At 40.5% G+C, this 16,613-nt stretch carries 14 protein-coding genes and 1 pseudogene; 3 read left to right on the forward strand and 12 right to left on the reverse strand.

Features of this window, described 5'->3' with window-relative positions; translation table 11 throughout:
- The first annotated feature begins 261 nt into the window (after positions 1-261).
- From RMY32_RS12150 to ftsZ, 3 genes are all read left to right on the forward strand, one after another.
- Entirely contained in the window at positions 262-1,095 is an 834-nt protein-coding gene (locus tag RMY32_RS12150) for a cell division protein FtsQ/DivIB (protein ID WP_322713666.1), read from the forward strand.
- A gap of 728 nt (positions 1,096-1,823) precedes the next feature.
- The gene (locus tag RMY32_RS12155; RefSeq protein WP_322713667.1) at positions 1,824-2,111 is read left to right on the forward strand and encodes a hypothetical protein; all 288 of its coding nucleotides are present in this window, start codon (positions 1,824-1,826) and stop codon (positions 2,109-2,111) included.
- A 60-nt stretch (positions 2,112-2,171) separates the two neighbouring features.
- Positions 2,172-3,488 carry a cell division protein FtsZ gene (ftsZ, locus tag RMY32_RS12160; protein ID WP_194043065.1) on the forward strand — a complete coding sequence of 439 codons (1,317 nt, stop codon included), beginning with the start codon at positions 2,172-2,174 and terminating at the stop codon, positions 3,486-3,488.
- Between the two features lie 258 nt (positions 3,489-3,746).
- On the opposite strand, the gene RMY32_RS12165 is transcribed toward ftsZ, so the two are convergent.
- From RMY32_RS12165 to RMY32_RS12220, 12 genes and pseudogenes are all read right to left on the reverse strand, one after another.
- The gene (locus tag RMY32_RS12165; protein WP_322713668.1) at positions 3,747-3,893 is read right to left on the reverse strand and encodes a hypothetical protein; all 147 of its coding nucleotides are present in this window, start codon (positions 3,891-3,893) and stop codon (positions 3,747-3,749) included.
- A gap of 192 nt (positions 3,894-4,085) precedes the next feature.
- Positions 4,086-5,060 carry a glutathione synthase gene (gene gshB / locus RMY32_RS12170; protein WP_322713669.1) on the reverse strand — a complete coding sequence of 325 codons (975 nt, stop codon included), beginning with the start codon at positions 5,058-5,060 and terminating at the stop codon, positions 4,086-4,088.
- A 234-nt stretch (positions 5,061-5,294) separates the two neighbouring features.
- Positions 5,295-5,567 (reverse strand): glutaredoxin 3, encoded by a 273-nt coding sequence (grxC, locus tag RMY32_RS12175; protein WP_190893995.1) that lies wholly within the window; start codon positions 5,565-5,567, stop codon positions 5,295-5,297.
- A 521-nt stretch (positions 5,568-6,088) separates the two neighbouring features.
- Positions 6,089-7,393 carry an XDD4 family exosortase-dependent surface protein gene (locus RMY32_RS12180; RefSeq protein WP_409882819.1) on the reverse strand — a complete coding sequence of 435 codons (1,305 nt, stop codon included), beginning with the start codon at positions 7,391-7,393 and terminating at the stop codon, positions 6,089-6,091.
- Between the two features lie 445 nt (positions 7,394-7,838).
- Positions 7,839-8,720, reverse strand: a complete 882-nt coding sequence (locus RMY32_RS12185; protein ID WP_322713670.1) for a 2OG-Fe(II) oxygenase — start codon at positions 8,718-8,720, stop codon at positions 7,839-7,841.
- 436 nt (positions 8,721-9,156) lie between these two features.
- Positions 9,157-10,902, reverse strand: coding sequence for a GTPase HflX (gene hflX / locus RMY32_RS12190; RefSeq protein WP_322713679.1), 1,746 nt, complete (start codon positions 10,900-10,902; stop codon positions 9,157-9,159).
- Positions 10,903-11,143: 241 nt separating this feature from the next.
- A complete protein-coding gene (locus tag RMY32_RS12195; RefSeq protein ID WP_322713671.1) occupies positions 11,144-11,605 on the reverse strand; it encodes a hypothetical protein in 462 nt (153 codons plus the stop codon).
- Between the two features lie 32 nt (positions 11,606-11,637).
- Positions 11,638-13,368 carry a Z1 domain-containing protein gene (locus RMY32_RS12200; RefSeq protein WP_322713672.1) on the reverse strand — a complete coding sequence of 577 codons (1,731 nt, stop codon included), beginning with the start codon at positions 13,366-13,368 and terminating at the stop codon, positions 11,638-11,640.
- Positions 13,369-13,378: 10 nt separating this feature from the next.
- On the reverse strand, positions 13,379-13,840 hold the full coding sequence (locus tag RMY32_RS12205; RefSeq protein ID WP_322713673.1) for a hypothetical protein: 462 nt from the start codon (positions 13,838-13,840) through the stop codon (positions 13,379-13,381).
- Positions 13,841-13,932: 92 nt separating this feature from the next.
- On the reverse strand, positions 13,933-14,904 hold the full coding sequence (gene cofG / locus RMY32_RS12210) for a 7,8-didemethyl-8-hydroxy-5-deazariboflavin synthase subunit CofG (RefSeq protein ID WP_322713674.1): 972 nt from the start codon (positions 14,902-14,904) through the stop codon (positions 13,933-13,935).
- Between the two features lie 113 nt (positions 14,905-15,017).
- The gene (crtW, locus tag RMY32_RS12215) at positions 15,018-15,779 is read right to left on the reverse strand and encodes a beta-carotene ketolase CrtW (protein ID WP_322713675.1); all 762 of its coding nucleotides are present in this window, start codon (positions 15,777-15,779) and stop codon (positions 15,018-15,020) included.
- 331 nt (positions 15,780-16,110) lie between these two features.
- Positions 16,111-16,306, reverse strand: a pseudogene (locus RMY32_RS12220) (high light inducible protein).
- Positions 16,307-16,613: the final 307 nt, after the last annotated feature.

Here is a 16,613-nt window from a genome sequence, read left to right on the forward strand (position 1 = left end):
TCAATTAATATTTTGTAATCTTTAAGGAAAAATCTTCAAAAATAACTTGTCAAAAAGACTACAGTCAGTTAAAAATGGACACCGGAAACTTTAATAGGACTAATTACTAGCGCCATAATTATTGTGTAGTTACTGTAAAGTGTTACTAAAAATAAAAAAAGTCTTGAGGAGAGCGGCTAAAAGATGCCAACAGTGTTTACTGAAATTAATAATGATACGAGCTTGTCAAGGAATTTAGATTGCAATCAAAAAGGGGTGTGAATGGCTGGCATAATATCAGTTTCCCGCACACATCTCGCCCAGCGTCGTCAGAAATTGCGTCGGCAGCGGCAGATGAGAATTATTCAAGCTATTTGGCGAACCTTTGCCATTACTGGTTTGGCGGGTGGATTGTTCTGGGTAGCAGTCCAACCGATGTGGATGCTAAAGGCTCCCAAACAAATAGTGATGAAATCAGGTAATAAATTGCTGTCGGATCAAACAACTCAGTCATTGTTGGTGCTATCTTACCCTCAGTCTTTGTGGCGGATTGAACCGTCAGCGATCGCTAACTCTTTGAAAAAACAGCCAACTATTGCCCAAGCGATCGTCAGACGCCGCCTATTTCCTCCTGGATTAATCATTGAAATCCAAGAACGAGTACCTGTAGCGGTAACTCAAACACGTGGCAACAAAAAAGTAACAATCGGCTTACTAGATGCAAGTGGGGCCTGGATGCCTTTAGAAAAATATACATCACTGGATCCTACTAAAAAATTACCAAATCTCAGAGTAATTGGTTCGCCAAATCAATACTGCCTTTACTGGACTCAACTCCATGAAGCTGTGAGCCAAAGTCCCGTGAAAGTTATAGAAATTGATTGCCAAAATCCAACAAATTTAATTTTGAAAACAGAATTAGGAAACGTGCATCTCGGTGTTCTAGGCCCCCAATTGTCTGAACAATTTAAGGTACTCGCCCAAATGCGTCATTTAGCAACAAAATTTAATTCTGGTCAAATAGAGTATATCGATCTGAAAAATCCTGAACTTCCATTAGTACAAATGAACCAAAAAGATCAAAAATTAACTGCCAAAATTCCTAAAAACATCTAGCGTGTTTATTATTTTGATAGTTCCTAGTAAATTAAGAAGCTTTATGCTGATAAATATATTTATTATTTTCAGTTTTCCAGCAAATCGCCCGAAAATCGGCATTAACTTCTAATTAAAATGAGAAAATCAATCATAAAATCTCTATTGCGAGTAACAGACCCTCAATTGTTACCCTAACATCTAATAGTAGGGTGCAAAATGTCAGACAGTCTAATGATGGCCTATAGCGTATAAAACGCCTTCTGCCCATACATTCCTTGACTAAACCCAGTGCAAAAAAGAGAACATTGCTTGAGCTTTTCATTCAGATTCAGACTCGCGAGCAGAAGTCACTGATGGAACGGTTTATGCCGCCATCCAAGTGCAGAAGCAAAAAGGCTCTGGCTTTGGTCTGTTGAGGACACTTCCAAAGACAGTTTACCGAAGTTTCAATCTGTAACGAAAAATGCCAGCCAAAATTGCGTAAGCATTGCTTCTGAGCAATAAGTTTGGACTGTTCTGTGCTGTAATTCCTATTAGGTGACGAAATATCTTAGAAAATCTTGATTTGTTGGCCGCACTAGTGAGAGTTTTTGTAGGATAGACTATTGCTTCAACAAAGTGTCCATTGTGACCACCCAAACAACAAATTAATCAGGTATAGTCTGACAAGTAAATTCTTGCTTAGTTTAACTTAAGCATAAGTAAGTAGAAGGTAAATTTTGTGTCTAAAGCTGCAATTATGCCCAATGGTAAAACTTATTAACAATATTATTATTGAGACAGAGAAGATACGCTGTAGTGTGTCTTTACAAGTTATGCCCGCCGCTGAGAATAATCAAGAGATTAATGTCTGGTTGAAGTTATACAGGTCAGTTTTAGATAAATATAGGTATACTTCTCTAGAATTGGCTGTGCGATCGGCTGTGTTAAAAGCTCATCCCATAGCAAATTTTCGCACTGCCAATTCTGTTAGGCTTGGCAGTAGTGAAAACAATAAAGAACAACGCCATATTATTGTGGCATTGTCAAACTAAAGTTGACTCTTAGGTGAATAACACCTGAAAAAGTCGTTTATCTACCCTTTCACAAATCCAATGACACTTGATAATAACCAAGGACTTAACTATAAAAATTCCCAATCTACGGGACAGCCGGGGTTTTCTCTGGCAGTTAACTCGACCAATCCCTTTAATAACTCTGGGCTAAACTTCGGGCAAAATCACGATAATAAAAAAATTTCTCCGGAAAATAGCCGAATTGGTGAGATTGTTCCTGGTCGGGTCGCCAACATTAAAGTGATTGGTGTCGGTGGTGGTGGTGGCAATGCTGTTAACCGCATGATCGAGTCTGATGTCTCTGGCGTAGAGTTTTGGTCAATTAATACCGATGCCCAAGCTCTTACCTTAGCTGGCGCTCCAAGTCGATTGCAAATTGGACAGAAGTTAACGAGGGGTTTAGGAGCAGGTGGTAATCCTGCTATTGGTCAAAAGGCAGCTGAGGAATCACGGGACGAAATTGCTACGGCTTTAGAGGGTGCAGATTTAGTATTTATCACTGCTGGTATGGGGGGTGGTACTGGGACGGGTGCAGCACCAATCGTGGCAGAAGTGGCCAAAGAAATGGGTGCCCTCACTGTTGGTGTAGTTACACGTCCATTTGTTTTTGAGGGACGCCGCCGCACCAGTCAAGCAGAACAAGGTATTGAAGGACTAAAAAGTAGAGTAGATACACTGATCATTATCCCTAACAACAAACTGCTGGAAGTGATCCCCGAACAAACGCCTGTGCAAGAGGCTTTTCGTTATGCAGATGATGTACTGCGGCAAGGGGTGCAAGGTATTTCTGATATCATCACGATCCCCGGTTTGGTAAACGTTGACTTTGCTGATGTTCGAGCAGTTATGGCAGATGCGGGATCGGCATTGATGGGAATTGGCGTTAGTTCTGGAAAATCTAGAGCCAGAGAAGCTGCGATCGCAGCTATTTCTTCACCATTACTAGAATGTTCTATTGAAGGCGCTAGAGGAGTTGTATTTAATATTACAGGTGGTACTGACCTGACTTTGCATGAAGTTAATGCAGCAGCAGAAGCAATCTATGAGGTAGTCGATCCCAACGCCAATATTATTTTTGGGGCTGTAATTGATGACAGGCTCCAAGGTGAGGTAAGAATTACTGTAATTGCCACTGGATTTACAGGTGAAGTACAAGCTGCGGTACAACAAAGCGTGGCTAACGTTCGAGTAGCACCTAATACCTCGAAGCGTCCAACAACACAGCAACCGACAGTTAATCCCCCAACCTCAACTCCAAGTTCAACTCCAACCCCAACTCCAATTCCAGAACCAAAGGAAAAACCTGGATTAGATATCCCTGATTTTCTGAGAAACCGACGTACACCAAGGAATTAAAAGATTTAAAATTTGGGATTTTAGATTAACTTAGCAGTCTCCGGTCAGGCTGAACGCTGTATAAAATCTGCTACTTCCACCAGGGTTTTACCAAGGGCAGGGATAAGCAATCTTTTGCCATACCCAATTTTGCCAATTGGTAAAAAAACTTGTCAAGGCTACTTTATAGAATGAATTTGGGCAGGAGTCTACTGGCTTGCATGTCCAGCTATGCTTTTAGAACAAAACAATAGGAATACCTGCCCAACTATGGATGCATCACCGATAACGCAGTGTTAGCAAGTCTTCTCCCAAGGAAAGGCGCCAAGGGCGATAGCACAGCGTAAAGCCTTCTTTTCGAGAGGCTTCTCTTTCATAGACGCTAAGGCGAACGCCAACGGCATGGCTTCGCTTAGAGCGAGTCATTGAGCGTCACGAGGGTTACAGGCGATCGTAGACATAGAATGCATCTACCCTTTGCGATCCACTAAACTCATATTCCGTACAAGCAAATATATTTATTTAAAACAAGTAGCGTAGGAAACAAGCTTACGCAAGTGTCCAAAATAAGTCTGTTTGCTGGGGAGTTAGGACATTAAACAAAAAAATAAATGTAAATTATTTTTGGATTTTTAGTCTCTGTTCAATCCATTGAATAACCTGATGAGCAAGGCGAGTACCATCTAGACGGTCAATCTCACGAATTCCGGTAGGACTAGTGACGTTAACTTCAGTTAGGTAGCCACCGATAACGTCAATACCCACAAAAATTAAGCCGTCTTGGCGTAAGCGTTCGGCTACTTGGGTACAAATTTCATACTCTCTTGGGGTAATTTCGGTTTGAGCGACTGTACCACCAGTTGCCATATTATTACGAAAGTCAGTTCCACTAGAGAGGCGATTGAGCGCACCAATTGGTTCACCATTGAGCAAAATAATTCGCTTATCTCCTTCTTTTGCCTCTGGTAAATAGGTTTGTACCATTACTGGTACTTTACCTTGGAGGGTACTGAGTTCAACAATGGAGTTAAAATTGCGATCGCCTGATTGCAAAAACAAAATTCCTTCGCCAGCTTTGTTACCTAACGGTTTGAGAACTGCTGCCCCCTTTGCTTCCACAAATTGTCGGATAAATTGCTTATCAGCACTGACAATCGTTTCAGGAATCGCCTTGGTAAACTGAAGGGCGTACATTTTTTCATTTGCCCCTCGGATGCCACTGGCACTGTTAATCACTAGGGTTTTATTTTGATCGATATAATCCAGAATGTAGGTGGCATAGAGGTAGGAATCATTGACAGGTGGATCTGTCCGCATAAATACGGCGTCCATTGTTTCTAAAGAAGTTAAGGAGGAATCGCTTAACTTATACCAAAGATTCGCCGCTACCCAGCGTCCCTCTACCAACTGTACTGGTACAACTTCAACTCGCTGTAGAACAGCCAAAGCTTCGCCCTCCGCGACACTCAGCAGATTTGCTTGAGTCACCCAAACTTCGTGTCCCAGGATTTGCGCTGCTTCAATTAAGGCAACACTGGTATCATGACACGGGTCGAGTAGATGGATGGGATCAATGATAAAAGCCAGTTTCACCCTTTATACCTCAATCACCAAGAAATTAAATGGTTATTCAATTATTATCTCTTGATGCTCTCACCAATTGACATACATATGTAGTGCTGCTAAGTAGAATCTGGAGGGTAAAGTCTTATGGACAGATTGGTTTTGTGAGGAAACCTGTAGACAAGGCAGCGTGTTATTTTTCTAGAATTGTAGCGACTACCGTGTAATTGCAGTGGTTTGTCGCTATCGCAATACCTTCTGAACCTATACGCTATTGCTAGAAGTTAGTAGCTCATCCAGCTTGCCTTGACTATCTAAAGCGTGGATATCATCACAACCACCAATATGATCGTCATTGATGAAAATTTGCGGTAAAGAACGGCGTCCATTTGCTCTTTGAGCCATTTTATTTCTGGCTGCTTCATCCCCATCAATGCTGTATTCGATAAATTCAACACCCTTGTTTTTCAGCAAACTTTTAGCACGAATGCAAAACGGGCAAGTCCTCCAAGTGTAAATTTCTACTTTTGCAGCCATGATATCCTCAACTTGATTTAATACTTTTTAATTTTAGAGCTTTGCCACTGACTGTGACTGCTTTATTCATTCATAACCTAATCTACAGAAGGCGCTGATGTAAGTAGGCAAAAATAAATAAAAGTAATGTTAAGTAATGTAAAAATATTGAGATTAATTTGTAGTGTATCTCTTTGGGAAAGCAAGCTACACGTAGTGTCTACAAACCTTGAATTATTTACGCAGCTTTATTTAAACTCCAAGGTTAAGCTAGCCAACTATTATGTAGATTATTTTTATTTTGCATCTGACCTAACCAGCTAATAATATTTCAGTTTAAATGCTAGCAATAGCAGTAATTATATTTAGATTGTTTCTGTCGCTCAAATTTTTTCGCTACTAAGCGCTAATTAAAAAGCAGGAATTATTGAGGTGAGTTCTAGTTTAGTGTTTCTTACCTCTAACAAAAATGGGTCTAGAAGAGCATAAGCATTTCTAAACCCATATTTAAGCTTTCTCTTACTAAAACTCAGCAGTGTGGTTTAATTTTGGGAAATATTTTTTTTGTTTTTCTTCTTGAGTCTGAAAACACCCAAGGCAAATAATCCTAATGCTGCGGTCGTACTGGGTTCAGGTACTTTTTTCGGTTGAGGTGCAGGGGGTTGATAATAAGGCGGTACTGATGGTACAGGTGTTGGAGCAGGTGCGGGTGCTGGAGCAGGTGCTGGAGCAGGTGCAGGTGCAGGTGCTGGCGCAGGTGCAGGTGCTGGCGCAGGTGCGGGTGCTGGAGCAGGTGCAGGTGCAGGTGCTGGCGCAGGTGCAGGTGCTGGCGCAGGTGCGGGTGCTGGAGCAGGCGCAGGTGCTGGCGCAGGTGCTGGCGCAGGTGCTGGCGCAGGTGCGGGTGCTGGAGCAGGCGCAGGTGCGGGTGCTGGAGCAGGCGCAGGTGCGGGTGCTGGAGCAGGCGCAGGTGCTGGCGCAGGTGCTGGCGCAGGTGCTGGAGCAGGCGCAGGTGCTGGAGCAGGCGCAGGCGCAGGTGCTGGCGCAGGCGCGGGTGCTGTGGCAGGTTTTATACTAGTTTCGCTTAGTGATGTACCGTACTGAAAACGGATGTTGCCAATCTTAGTAATGTCAAAGTCCGAGGTTAGCCCTGATAGCAGGAAAGTAGCTGAACTTTGAACAAAAGTTCCCGAACTCACGGCTGGATTTGCATCATTAGCGTAACCACTTATGATGCCGTAATTGAATTGCTGTCCACCGCCACCTTGGAAAATGCCTAAGCCAGCTGTACCCAGACCGTAGTGTTGGTCAATGCCAGGAAGTCCTCCAGTATTACTCGTGTTTGGCAATTTCCATTCCTTTAGAGCTAGAAGATCAACATTCTTTGTAGTGGTAGAGCCTGCGCTTGAGGTTACTGTCGGAGCTAGAGCCGAAACTAGCGATAAGTTGTTTAGGGGAGAACCAGCATAGTCCCAGAAGACTGAGGTCAGAACATCAGAAGGATTTGAGATTCCTACAGAAGATTTGTTAGTCAGTGTTAGTGACAATAAACCATTGTCTAGGTAATTAAAAAGAACCGACGCTGCCAGAGGATCGTTAGATTTGTCGTAGGTATTGGTTCCTGTAGCTGAAAAACTTATAGAACCCAAACTCTTGGGTGCGGGTGCAGGCGCGGGTGCTGGTGCTGGCGCTGGTGCTGGTGCTGGTGTATTTTTGTTGCCGTTGCCGTTACCATTACCGTTACCATTGCCGGCCTGTGCTTGGGGTAGTTGTGACCCTAAAGCTAAGGTGAATGATAATAGACCACAACTTATATAACCAATTACTTTTTTTGAATAAGCTTGAGACATGTAAATCAAACCTCTTTGTCTTAAACAAGATATGAAAAAGCTTCCTAATAATGATGTTTATACGAGCATCATGGACATCATTTTCTAATCTAAATTGACACATGAAAAAGAGATTTAGTACTTTTTTTTTAAGCTTTATCAAAAATTTAATACACGATCAATATATGGTTTTTTTTAATTAAATATACTGATTAAGTATTTGTATTATAAAAAAGTTGTTATTGTATTTACGTAATAATTCTAGTTTTAATTAAGAAATTAAATCTTTATTTAAAAAGAATAAATAGATTACTTAATCAATATTGATAAACTATTTATAACTCAATGAAAGATATTACTTAGAAAGTCGATTAGCTATGAGTTTGTAAGAAATTAGGGAAGGCGATCGCCTTCCTTAAAGCTAAATATTCATTGTGGGCGTGTACAGTGATTATACTGAATTCGCTTATCTACGCACCCAGCCATTGATAGTAAATCGACTATCTCCAAAAGCTTGAGAGGGACAACTCACAGGCAGTACTTCGTGCATATAACGGCTGAGGAAGAATACAATGCTGTTATTGCGAGGTTCAACTGTTTTGAATGTCTCAGCATTTACATATACGTTATTTTCAATTTTGCTGTCGTAGATCAGCAACTCTCCACCAGAAAATGATTTTGGCTCTTGATAAAAGTAATAAACGTATGTTAGCTCTCTAGTAGCAGTATCCGAACTGCCATTATCATTATGAAGTTTGTAATAGTTACCATCATTATGTGCAGTGAGTTGACTTTCAATTTGTGATACAGAAAATAATGGTAAGTTTAATTTGCTTATAATATCAGGAATCATTACTTGAATTCTCTTTAATATCAGTTCGGAAAATTCAGGAAATGAGTAAACAACCATTGATTGGCGATAATTAATATCGTTGGTAGAAGTGTTGCTTGGCAAAAAATCCGACTCTTTTTTAAGGACGTATTTGAGTAAACTTTTGTGTTCTTCTGGTTTAAGAAAATTATCTATTTGTATATAATCAGAAGCCAAAATATAATCATTTTGAAACTGTACTTTCTCTGATTGCTGTACAAAAATTGGGGGTTCTGTAACCACACCTATAAGATGTTCGCTAGGAAAACATAAAACCGAGCGACCTTCATTGATGGGAATTTGGAATAAATTCTGTAACTCAGATTCTTGTTTGTAGGCGCGAGCCACAACTGTTGTTAAAAGGCTATGCAGTACAGTTGCATCTGATTTTAAATAAACGGTGTATTGATGTCCTCCAGTTAAAAGAAGCTGTACTTTGATATCTTTTGACTCAAGTTGCTGTGAAGCTAATTGCATATACCTTTATTTCTATAATGTTGATAAATGAGATAACTCTAAAAGTCATACTGAAAGGTTAATAGAGTACTTACAGCAAATTTAAAGTTGTGAGGTACACAACCTAAATCTGTTACCCAGATATAAAGCGTGTTTTAGTCCTAAATTTTAAATTCTGCTGTATAAAATTAATTAAGAACAAGTTCAATGCTTAAATCTTTATATGTAATTGAATTTATTTAGCGATAAATTCGATTACTGTATTAGCTACGAACCAGAAAAATACCATTAATCAATTGTTTTAGCACGTCTTTTATAATATTGTCATTCAGCATATTCCACATAAATAGATAAAGCTTTAGTAAAGTAAAAGTATCTATTATTTTTAATAGAAAATGCCATAGTTACTATTAACTACGGCATTTTCAACTAGAAAATTAAAAATTTATTTCAGTATCTACTGGGAATCAACGGCATATTCAATCAGCTTGGCAAGTCGCTGACGTAGGGTTTCTAATCCCAAACGCTGACTCGCAGAAATAAACACTGCCAAGGGAAATTCTTCTCTAGCTAGGGCTAGTGTCTCACTATTGGCTTGATCGATCTTATTAAAAATAACTAGCGCTGGGCCAGGAGTTATTGGCATTTGTGCCAAAATTTCTCTGACTGAGCGAATATGACGCAACCAAGCAGGGTGAGATAAGTCTACCAAATGTAGTAGGGCATCGGCTTCTGTGACTTCCTCTAAGGTGGCACGGAAGGCATCCATTAAAGATGCAGGCAGTTCATGTATAAACCCTACTGTATCTGTAATCAGAATTTCCTGATGTTCATTGGTTTCGCCATAAGGAATCGCCAAACGGCGGGTAGTCGGATCGAGAGTAGCAAATAACTGGTCGGCTGTATAAACTTCTGCATTAGTGAGAGCATTCAGCAAAGTGGACTTGCCAGCGTTGGTATATCCAACTAAAGCAACTGAAGGAACTTCTCGATGCTGTCTTCGTTGCCGTAACCGCGCACGATGGGCTTGCAACTGGTTCACTTCTTTTTGCAGTCGGGAAATACGCTGCCCAATGGCACGGCGTTCAGTTTCCAGTTTGGTTTCACCAGGCCCACGAGTCCCAATACCACCACCTAATCGGGACATGGTGCGACCTCTACCAGCCAGTCGCGGTTGCATGTATTCTAACTGTGCTAGTTCTACTTGCAACTTACCGGCACGAGATTGAGCGCGTTGGGCAAAGATATCCAAAATTACTTCGGTGCGGTCAACCACCCGGATACCAATTTGCATTTCTAAGTTGCGAACTTGGGAGGGTGAAAGGTCGCGGTCAAAGACAACAAGGTTGACTCCTAGTGTTTGGGCAGTTAGGGCAATTTCTTGCACCTTACCTTCGCCAACTACAGTTTGGGGATGAACGCGCGATCGCTTTTGTTGTATTGTCTGTAATACATCTCCCCCAGCGGTATCAACTAACCGTGCCAATTCCACTAGGGTGTCTTGGAATTGTAGCGGAGTCATCTCACTGGTCATCAGCCCCACAATCAGCACGCGATCGTGGTCAGCATCTACTTCCTGGGCGACATATTCGCGCTGGAATTCCGCTTCCAGATTTTCTACTAAGTCTACTAAATCCTGCTCTGCCAGATCGTCCAAATCCAGAGGTGGTGATATATTCCAACTTGGGGTTTGGATTTGGCTTTCCTCTACTTTGAGAGCCGCAGGACTAGTAATCAGGGTGCGAGACTCTTGGGGTGTCAGATGAGCTAGATAAGCTTCTTTGACATACCCAGTCGCCCCGCCGCCCCGCCGTGTAAATCCGGTTCCGGTAATATTTAGAATAACTAGGGCATCTAAGCGTTGTAGTGCCATAGCCGTGAGCGCTGCTTCATTAGGCGGTTCTGGCTTGAGATGGGTGGCAATACAACGAATACCACTGAGTCGTTCTGCACCGTAACGGGGCAATTCCATCGGTGGTATTTGCGTTTGACGCGGTGTGCCTACCCCGACGCGAATCACTTGTCCGCGACGGTTGATGTAGGCGCACACAGGCTGATTGACTTCTGTGCTAATTGCTGCCAGACGCTGGGAAAACTCAGGCGTGGTGATGCGATCGCCTGGTATGCGCTGGTGATACAGCCGCTGTAGTTGCTTCAGCTGGCTGGACTTCAGACCTTGGAGATTTCCAAAAATAGTTTCTATAGGCGTTTATGACCAGTTAAATGGCCCCCCGAATTCTTATATGTCTATTTTACAACAGGGTTTAGGCTCCTATCTCTCTCCTTTGAGGGATGCGTTATGAATTAGTTCACGGAGGTATTGATTTGAGATATTTTGGTGGTGCTGGCTTAAGTTGCTATTATCAAGTGAGATTGTGAAAGCGATCGCTTATGAGAAAATTATATTAATTGTGCGATCGCTAGCTACATCACGCACTTATTTTTTAATCTTGAAAATCTATATCATCTTCTAATTCTTCAGCAACCTCTGAGTAATTGAACATGAAGACAAATTTGTTTTTAGGAATAACTAATGTTGGAAGATAGAATGGTAGACCTTCCCAGCCATCTTCTTTTCTACCTTCTTCCAAAATGACAATAAGTGTAGGAACATTAGGATATTCTTGTTTTGCCTTATTTACCCATTCAGGACTAGTAAAACCAGAAGTTCCTCTCCACGTTCCTAACCCATGTGTTGCAGGTCTATTTTTTAATCTAAGTCCCTTGCCTTTTGTTTCTTTTCCCCGACGAACATTGAGTCGTCCCTGCTGAATACCTGCCATATTCTTCATTGCCTTGAGTACCTCTTGAACTCGTTTATCCTCCCAGGGATAATTACCAGCAGGGCGACTTGGCATATATGACAGAACTTTTAGCAACAAATCAATATCTACTTCATATAGCATTTCTTCATCGCTATACGACTCTAAAAGCTTGGTTAAATTCTCTGTATGTTCCTTAATTTCCGAAGCTTTCCAGAGTGGATCGGGGGGAAAATAGCTTTTCCAGGTGTAAAAGCATTAATTGCTGCCGGATTTAATACATTAGAACGAGTTGGTTTCAGTTTTGACCCTACCCAAACTGGCTGAATATTAATATTGTTAGGGTCATCACCTATAGCTTGACGCATCCCCTCATCAGCGTCATGAATCGCTCGAAAATCTTCTAAAATATGCTGAGGTAAAAAAAGGCGAGTCACATCAAGTAGCTCCTGACGATAACCAAACATTCGTGCGTGCTGATGTACTGTATCCATTGTTTTTTGCTTGGCATCACGTCCATAATAAGTAATCATTAATCCTTCAATAGTGACACCTCGCCCAAGTCTGTTACCCCCTATAAGAATGTTCATTCCTGAGCTATACTTTAGTTCTTTATCTGGATTACTCGCATCAATAACTTTTGGGGTAGCATTCCGTAGCTCATGCTCTAGCTCTACAACTAAATAATGTAGTGGTGGTAGATTTTTTGCTGTTTCACTTAGCTCTGTATAGGCTTGATTTAGCCACTTCATTGCTTCTTCACGCTTTGTAGCGGATAGTTTTCCTCGAAGAGCCTTATCAAGCTCCACAACAAAGCCGCGAATAACTTTTTCTAAAGTGCTATGAGTGATACGCTTGTGGTCAAGATGAGCCAGAAAAGAGTATTTAGCTTCTGAGTTTTTTGCAGATTCTATTTTATATATTGAACCTAAGAAGAAACAGCATAGAGATAGCCTCAATCCAGGAGGTATATCCCAATTATTGCCAGGGTTTATCTTTCCTCCCTGTTTTTTTAATTGATCTAGCTCTTCTAGTTCAACTTTTGTACAGCAATACTTGCTGTTGTCTGAAAAAAACAAATTTCCTCCAATATAACTATCACCAGGTTGAGGGAGAGCAGCACAGAAAACTGGTTTACAGGGATGATTAATATTTTGTAATAAAAGACTTTGAGGAGTTGCAGTAATCTGCAAATATATATGATTAGCTACCTCTTTACGAATATTGCCAATTTTTTCAAAAATTGCACTATCTGGAACTGTCTCTTTACCTTTTTTAGCCTGTTTTGCTTCGTTAGTATTTGGGCTAGCATTGTCAGCTTCATCATCAAATATTAGAGTAGGTACACTACTGGCTTTAGAATACTTAAGAACCTTCAACAAGTTATCTAAGTGACTTTTATTCTTTGTAGATACTAGGACAACACCAGTATCTTTCATATAATCAAGTAATTGATTAGTTGCAAAGTCTTCTGGATCATTTCTCCATTCTTTCCAATTACAAATACGAGGCCCACCTTTAAGTTGCTCTGCAAAACGATCGGCAGTTTGTTCGCCTAGACAGGTATTATCAGAAGTCAACACAATGAAACAACGGAAATGGTTAGCCTGAGCAAGTGCCAGTGTAGCAATGGTAGTATTGGTTTTACCGCTTTGGACTTTGCCATAAATTAATCCGGTAGTACCATCAGCTATTTTTCCCTTATGAGGCTGACCAACAAGACCTGTACCTGTAGCGCCAACATCACCAGAACCAAAAGTGGTGGAGTAGAAATGAACGCAATTCTGGACTACCTCAACAGCAGTTTGTTTTAATTGCTCTGCTGCTTTTTCCCCAATTTTGCTTTTAACTTTGTCAATAACCTTATTAATACAATATCCATCCGTTGCAATATCTATCTTATTCATCAGTATTGTCCTAGTTGGAAAAAAGTACACGAGGCCAGTCATTTTGAGGTACTGTTTGATCCAGATGCTGCTTACCTGGGCCACTAACATGATAACTACCATGTATTTTTCGAGACACAGATATGTGTTGGCCAGCAATGGCAACATATTTGTCCAATATACTCCAAAGCCTTTGTTGAGAAATGCAACAGATACCGTCTTTATGACAGATTAATGCCAAAAATACTGAAATGGTGTGGTATTTACTATGCAGAGTATCTAAGGCTAATTCTTCTTGACTACTGAAGGTAAAAGACCATGCAGATTTGGGTTTTTTAGAAACCTTAAAAAGAATAGCCGATTTACTGTTCTCAGTTTCAACTAGATAAATGGATGAATGTATCGAAGATGCGTGAGTTATTGTAAGACGTTCTCCATAATCAATTAGCCGCAAAAATGCAGCACCATGAAGGAATTCCTGATCGTTGATCATTGTCAAATCTGGGCAAAGTCAAGGGAGACGTATACGTTCTGGTTAATCAGTACTAAGGTAATCGCTCTTGGTTAGCGATTGCACTAAATCTGTTAAACCAATAACATAGCATTCCGCGATCGCTTCACTGCTGTTTGTAATTCTCCCGACAACCAACTATCGAATTGCGGATAAACTGGCAAACGGGGCACCAATTCCCATCCCGCAGGCTGTAAAATTTCTCTTAATGCCTGTTCCTGTATATGAGGATAATCGGGATTCACTTCATCTTTTGGCCCTATTCCACCCAAATCTCGCGCACCAGCTTCGATACAAGCGAGTAACCATCGGTTATCTTTAACTAAATTAGGCGGAATTTGAATAGTAATATCTGACGGTAAAATCTGACGTGCTTTAGCAATTACTTCTGGTAACTGATGAGGGTCAAAAGGTGGTGCATCAAAGGTTTGCTGATATCCTGGACTATGAGGTTGCAAGATAACTTCTTGAATGTGGTGATAACGTTGATGCATGTCAGATATAGCTTCCAAGGTTTCCCACCAATCATCTACAGTTTCCCCAATTCCCAACAGTAACCCAGTTGTAAAGGGAATCTGCAACTCTCCCGCCCATTGCAATTGTTGTAAACGAACTTCAGGTAATTTACTCGGTGCGTGCCGATGTACACTATTTAACAATATTGGCGTTAACTGTTCCAACATCAGCCCCATCGAAACATTCACACGCTTGAGCTTTTGCATTTCTTCAAAACTCAGTGGACCCGCGTTTGTATGAGGTAAAAACCCCATTGAAAGCGCTAATTCACACAAATCATAAATCCGTGTAAACCACGCCTGACGCTTTGGCGAATGGGGATGCACTTCACCACTGAGTATAAGAATTTCACAGACTTTTTCGCTTTGAAGTGGTTTTAAAATATTGTCTGCATCTAAAATACTCATCCACGGGCTTTTACCCGGTTCGCTGCGAAAGTTGCAGTAACTACAGCGATTAAAGCACTCGTAAGTGGGAACGATTGTATAAGCAGGGCTATAGGTGACAAGACGAGAATTATTAATTGGCATAAGCAGAATAAATTTGCTCTTAGTAGGCAGCCCCAGACTTATTTTAATAGCTGGAGACACTGACTACAAACCTTTAGTTATTCACGTCCACTTATTTACTAGATGAATAAGAACTATTTTGCTTTGTAAATTTCTGGTAACTGCCACCAAGCAACATGAGGATACTCGTGATGTTCTTGATGATAGCCGAAATGATAGCACGTGATAAATGACCACCAAATTGGACGGTTAATCGTTTGGGCACAATGAGGCTGAATATACCCTGCGATTGGCTCGCTATGTGGAAGGAAAGTACCAAAATAAAATAATTGGAATGAACTTAAAAGCGAAGGAAGCACCCAAAAAGTTATTAGATTAGTATGGGGTATATGAAAGATGCGATTAGCAAACTGATATATAAGAGTTAGAGCAATCATTTGTCCCCAACTCCAGTAACCTTTCATAAAATGGAAATACCAAGCAAAGAAGTTTTTGTGTTTACCATTATGAAAATCTGGGTCTGTTTGAGTTGCTGGATTTTGGTGGTGTAACCAATGCTTTTTTAATAATTTTTTATATGGTAAAAGACCATAAAGAGATAGAGTTAATGTCCCAACAAAATGATTAATCTTGGTGTTTTGAGGAAACACTACCCCATGCATGGCATCATGAGATGTAATAAATAATCCCGTATATAAAAATGTTTGCCATAGTAAAACGGGCAATAACATCCAAAATTTTAATTTGGAGATGTCAAGGGAAAGCAATAAACTCAGGCTAATGGCCCATGCGCTAACAATGACAATAGCAATGAAAAGTCCTTCAAAGTGAGATTCGCTTTTCACTACTGAAGTCAATTTTGTTTGGTCGCTGGGTGGTTGTTCTAACTCGATCACACTTTTACTCCGCCTAGCATTCAGGTGAAAATTCCAAAAATAAAATATAGTCATTACAAAAACAACTAACTACTAGCCGGAAAACTGTGTTAGTGGTAAATGTTTTACACTGGACAATGCCAACAAACAAAAATATGTATAAATATTGAGATACTTTAATTATTATTACACAACCCGATGCTATTCTAAAAACCGTTTTCGGTTAAAAGGTTGGGTGATATGGATAAAGACACTGGTAAGATTAGTATTTCTTATAACCAGTGCCTTGTATTTGATACTTTTGGATAAAATCTAAGCCTGCAACAAAGACGCTCAATAATTAACGGGGAGTTTAAGAAATCAGGTGAAGTACGTCCCGCACGACGCTATAACCATTTAGATCCCAAAGTAGGTAAGCTAGCTAGAAAACCGATCATAGCCAAGCGACCGTTCCAAAGTTCAGACTGAGGAGTTAGCCCAAGTTCACCAGCATTGCGGTCTTTGCCATTATATGCAGTTTCAGTTTTATCACTAGGATAAAGTGCCATTGTGAAGTTTCCTTAAGAAGCTAATTACATTGTTCATATTACTTAAATTACTCATCTGGTGCTATCTGTCTCTAGTCCTAAAGTAGAAACAACTCTAAAGAATGAGATTTTGAAGATGTTTAGGAAATACTTATCTAGCAAAAGTTCAATAATAGTTTTTATTACCCTTTATACCAAATTAATATGAAGCTGCATAGAATAGAGCTTCCAAGATAAAGTTATAAGAAGAGACAGAAATTACCTGCTCAAATGTGAGTTGGTCGAAGATTTCTTGGATGCGCTCGCGTAAAGCTTGTAAAGAAGAGAA

The organism is Nostoc sp. ChiSLP03a (assembly GCF_034531215.2).
In the GTDB taxonomy this organism is placed as follows: Bacteria; Cyanobacteriota; Cyanobacteriia; order Cyanobacteriales; family Nostocaceae; genus Nostoc.

What these genes read in the sequence shown, in the direction of transcription:
- RMY32_RS12150 (WP_322713666.1), top strand. Translation starts at nt 262, where the DNA reads ATGGCTGGCATAATATCAGTTTCCCGCACACATCTCGCCCAGCGTCGT.
- RMY32_RS12155 (WP_322713667.1), top strand. Translation starts at nt 1,824, where the DNA reads ATGGTAAAACTTATTAACAATATTATTATTGAGACAGAGAAGATACGC.
- ftsZ (WP_194043065.1), top strand. Translation starts at nt 2,172, where the DNA reads ATGACACTTGATAATAACCAAGGACTTAACTATAAAAATTCCCAATCT.
- RMY32_RS12165 (WP_322713668.1), bottom strand. Translation starts at nt 3,893, where the DNA reads ATGACTCGCTCTAAGCGAAGCCATGCCGTTGGCGTTCGCCTTAGCGTC.
- grxC (WP_190893995.1), bottom strand. Translation starts at nt 5,567, where the DNA reads ATGGCTGCAAAAGTAGAAATTTACACTTGGAGGACTTGCCCGTTTTGC.
- RMY32_RS12180 (WP_409882819.1), bottom strand. Translation starts at nt 7,393, where the DNA reads ATGTCTCAAGCTTATTCAAAAAAAGTAATTGGTTATATAAGTTGTGGT.
- RMY32_RS12185 (WP_322713670.1), bottom strand. Translation starts at nt 8,720, where the DNA reads ATGCAATTAGCTTCACAGCAACTTGAGTCAAAAGATATCAAAGTACAG.
- RMY32_RS12195 (WP_322713671.1), bottom strand. Translation starts at nt 11,605, where the DNA reads ATGCTATATGAAGTAGATATTGATTTGTTGCTAAAAGTTCTGTCATAT.
- RMY32_RS12200 (WP_322713672.1), bottom strand. Translation starts at nt 13,368, where the DNA reads ATGAATAAGATAGATATTGCAACGGATGGATATTGTATTAATAAGGTT.
- RMY32_RS12205 (WP_322713673.1), bottom strand. Translation starts at nt 13,840, where the DNA reads ATGATCAACGATCAGGAATTCCTTCATGGTGCTGCATTTTTGCGGCTA.
- cofG (WP_322713674.1), bottom strand. Translation starts at nt 14,904, where the DNA reads ATGCCAATTAATAATTCTCGTCTTGTCACCTATAGCCCTGCTTATACA.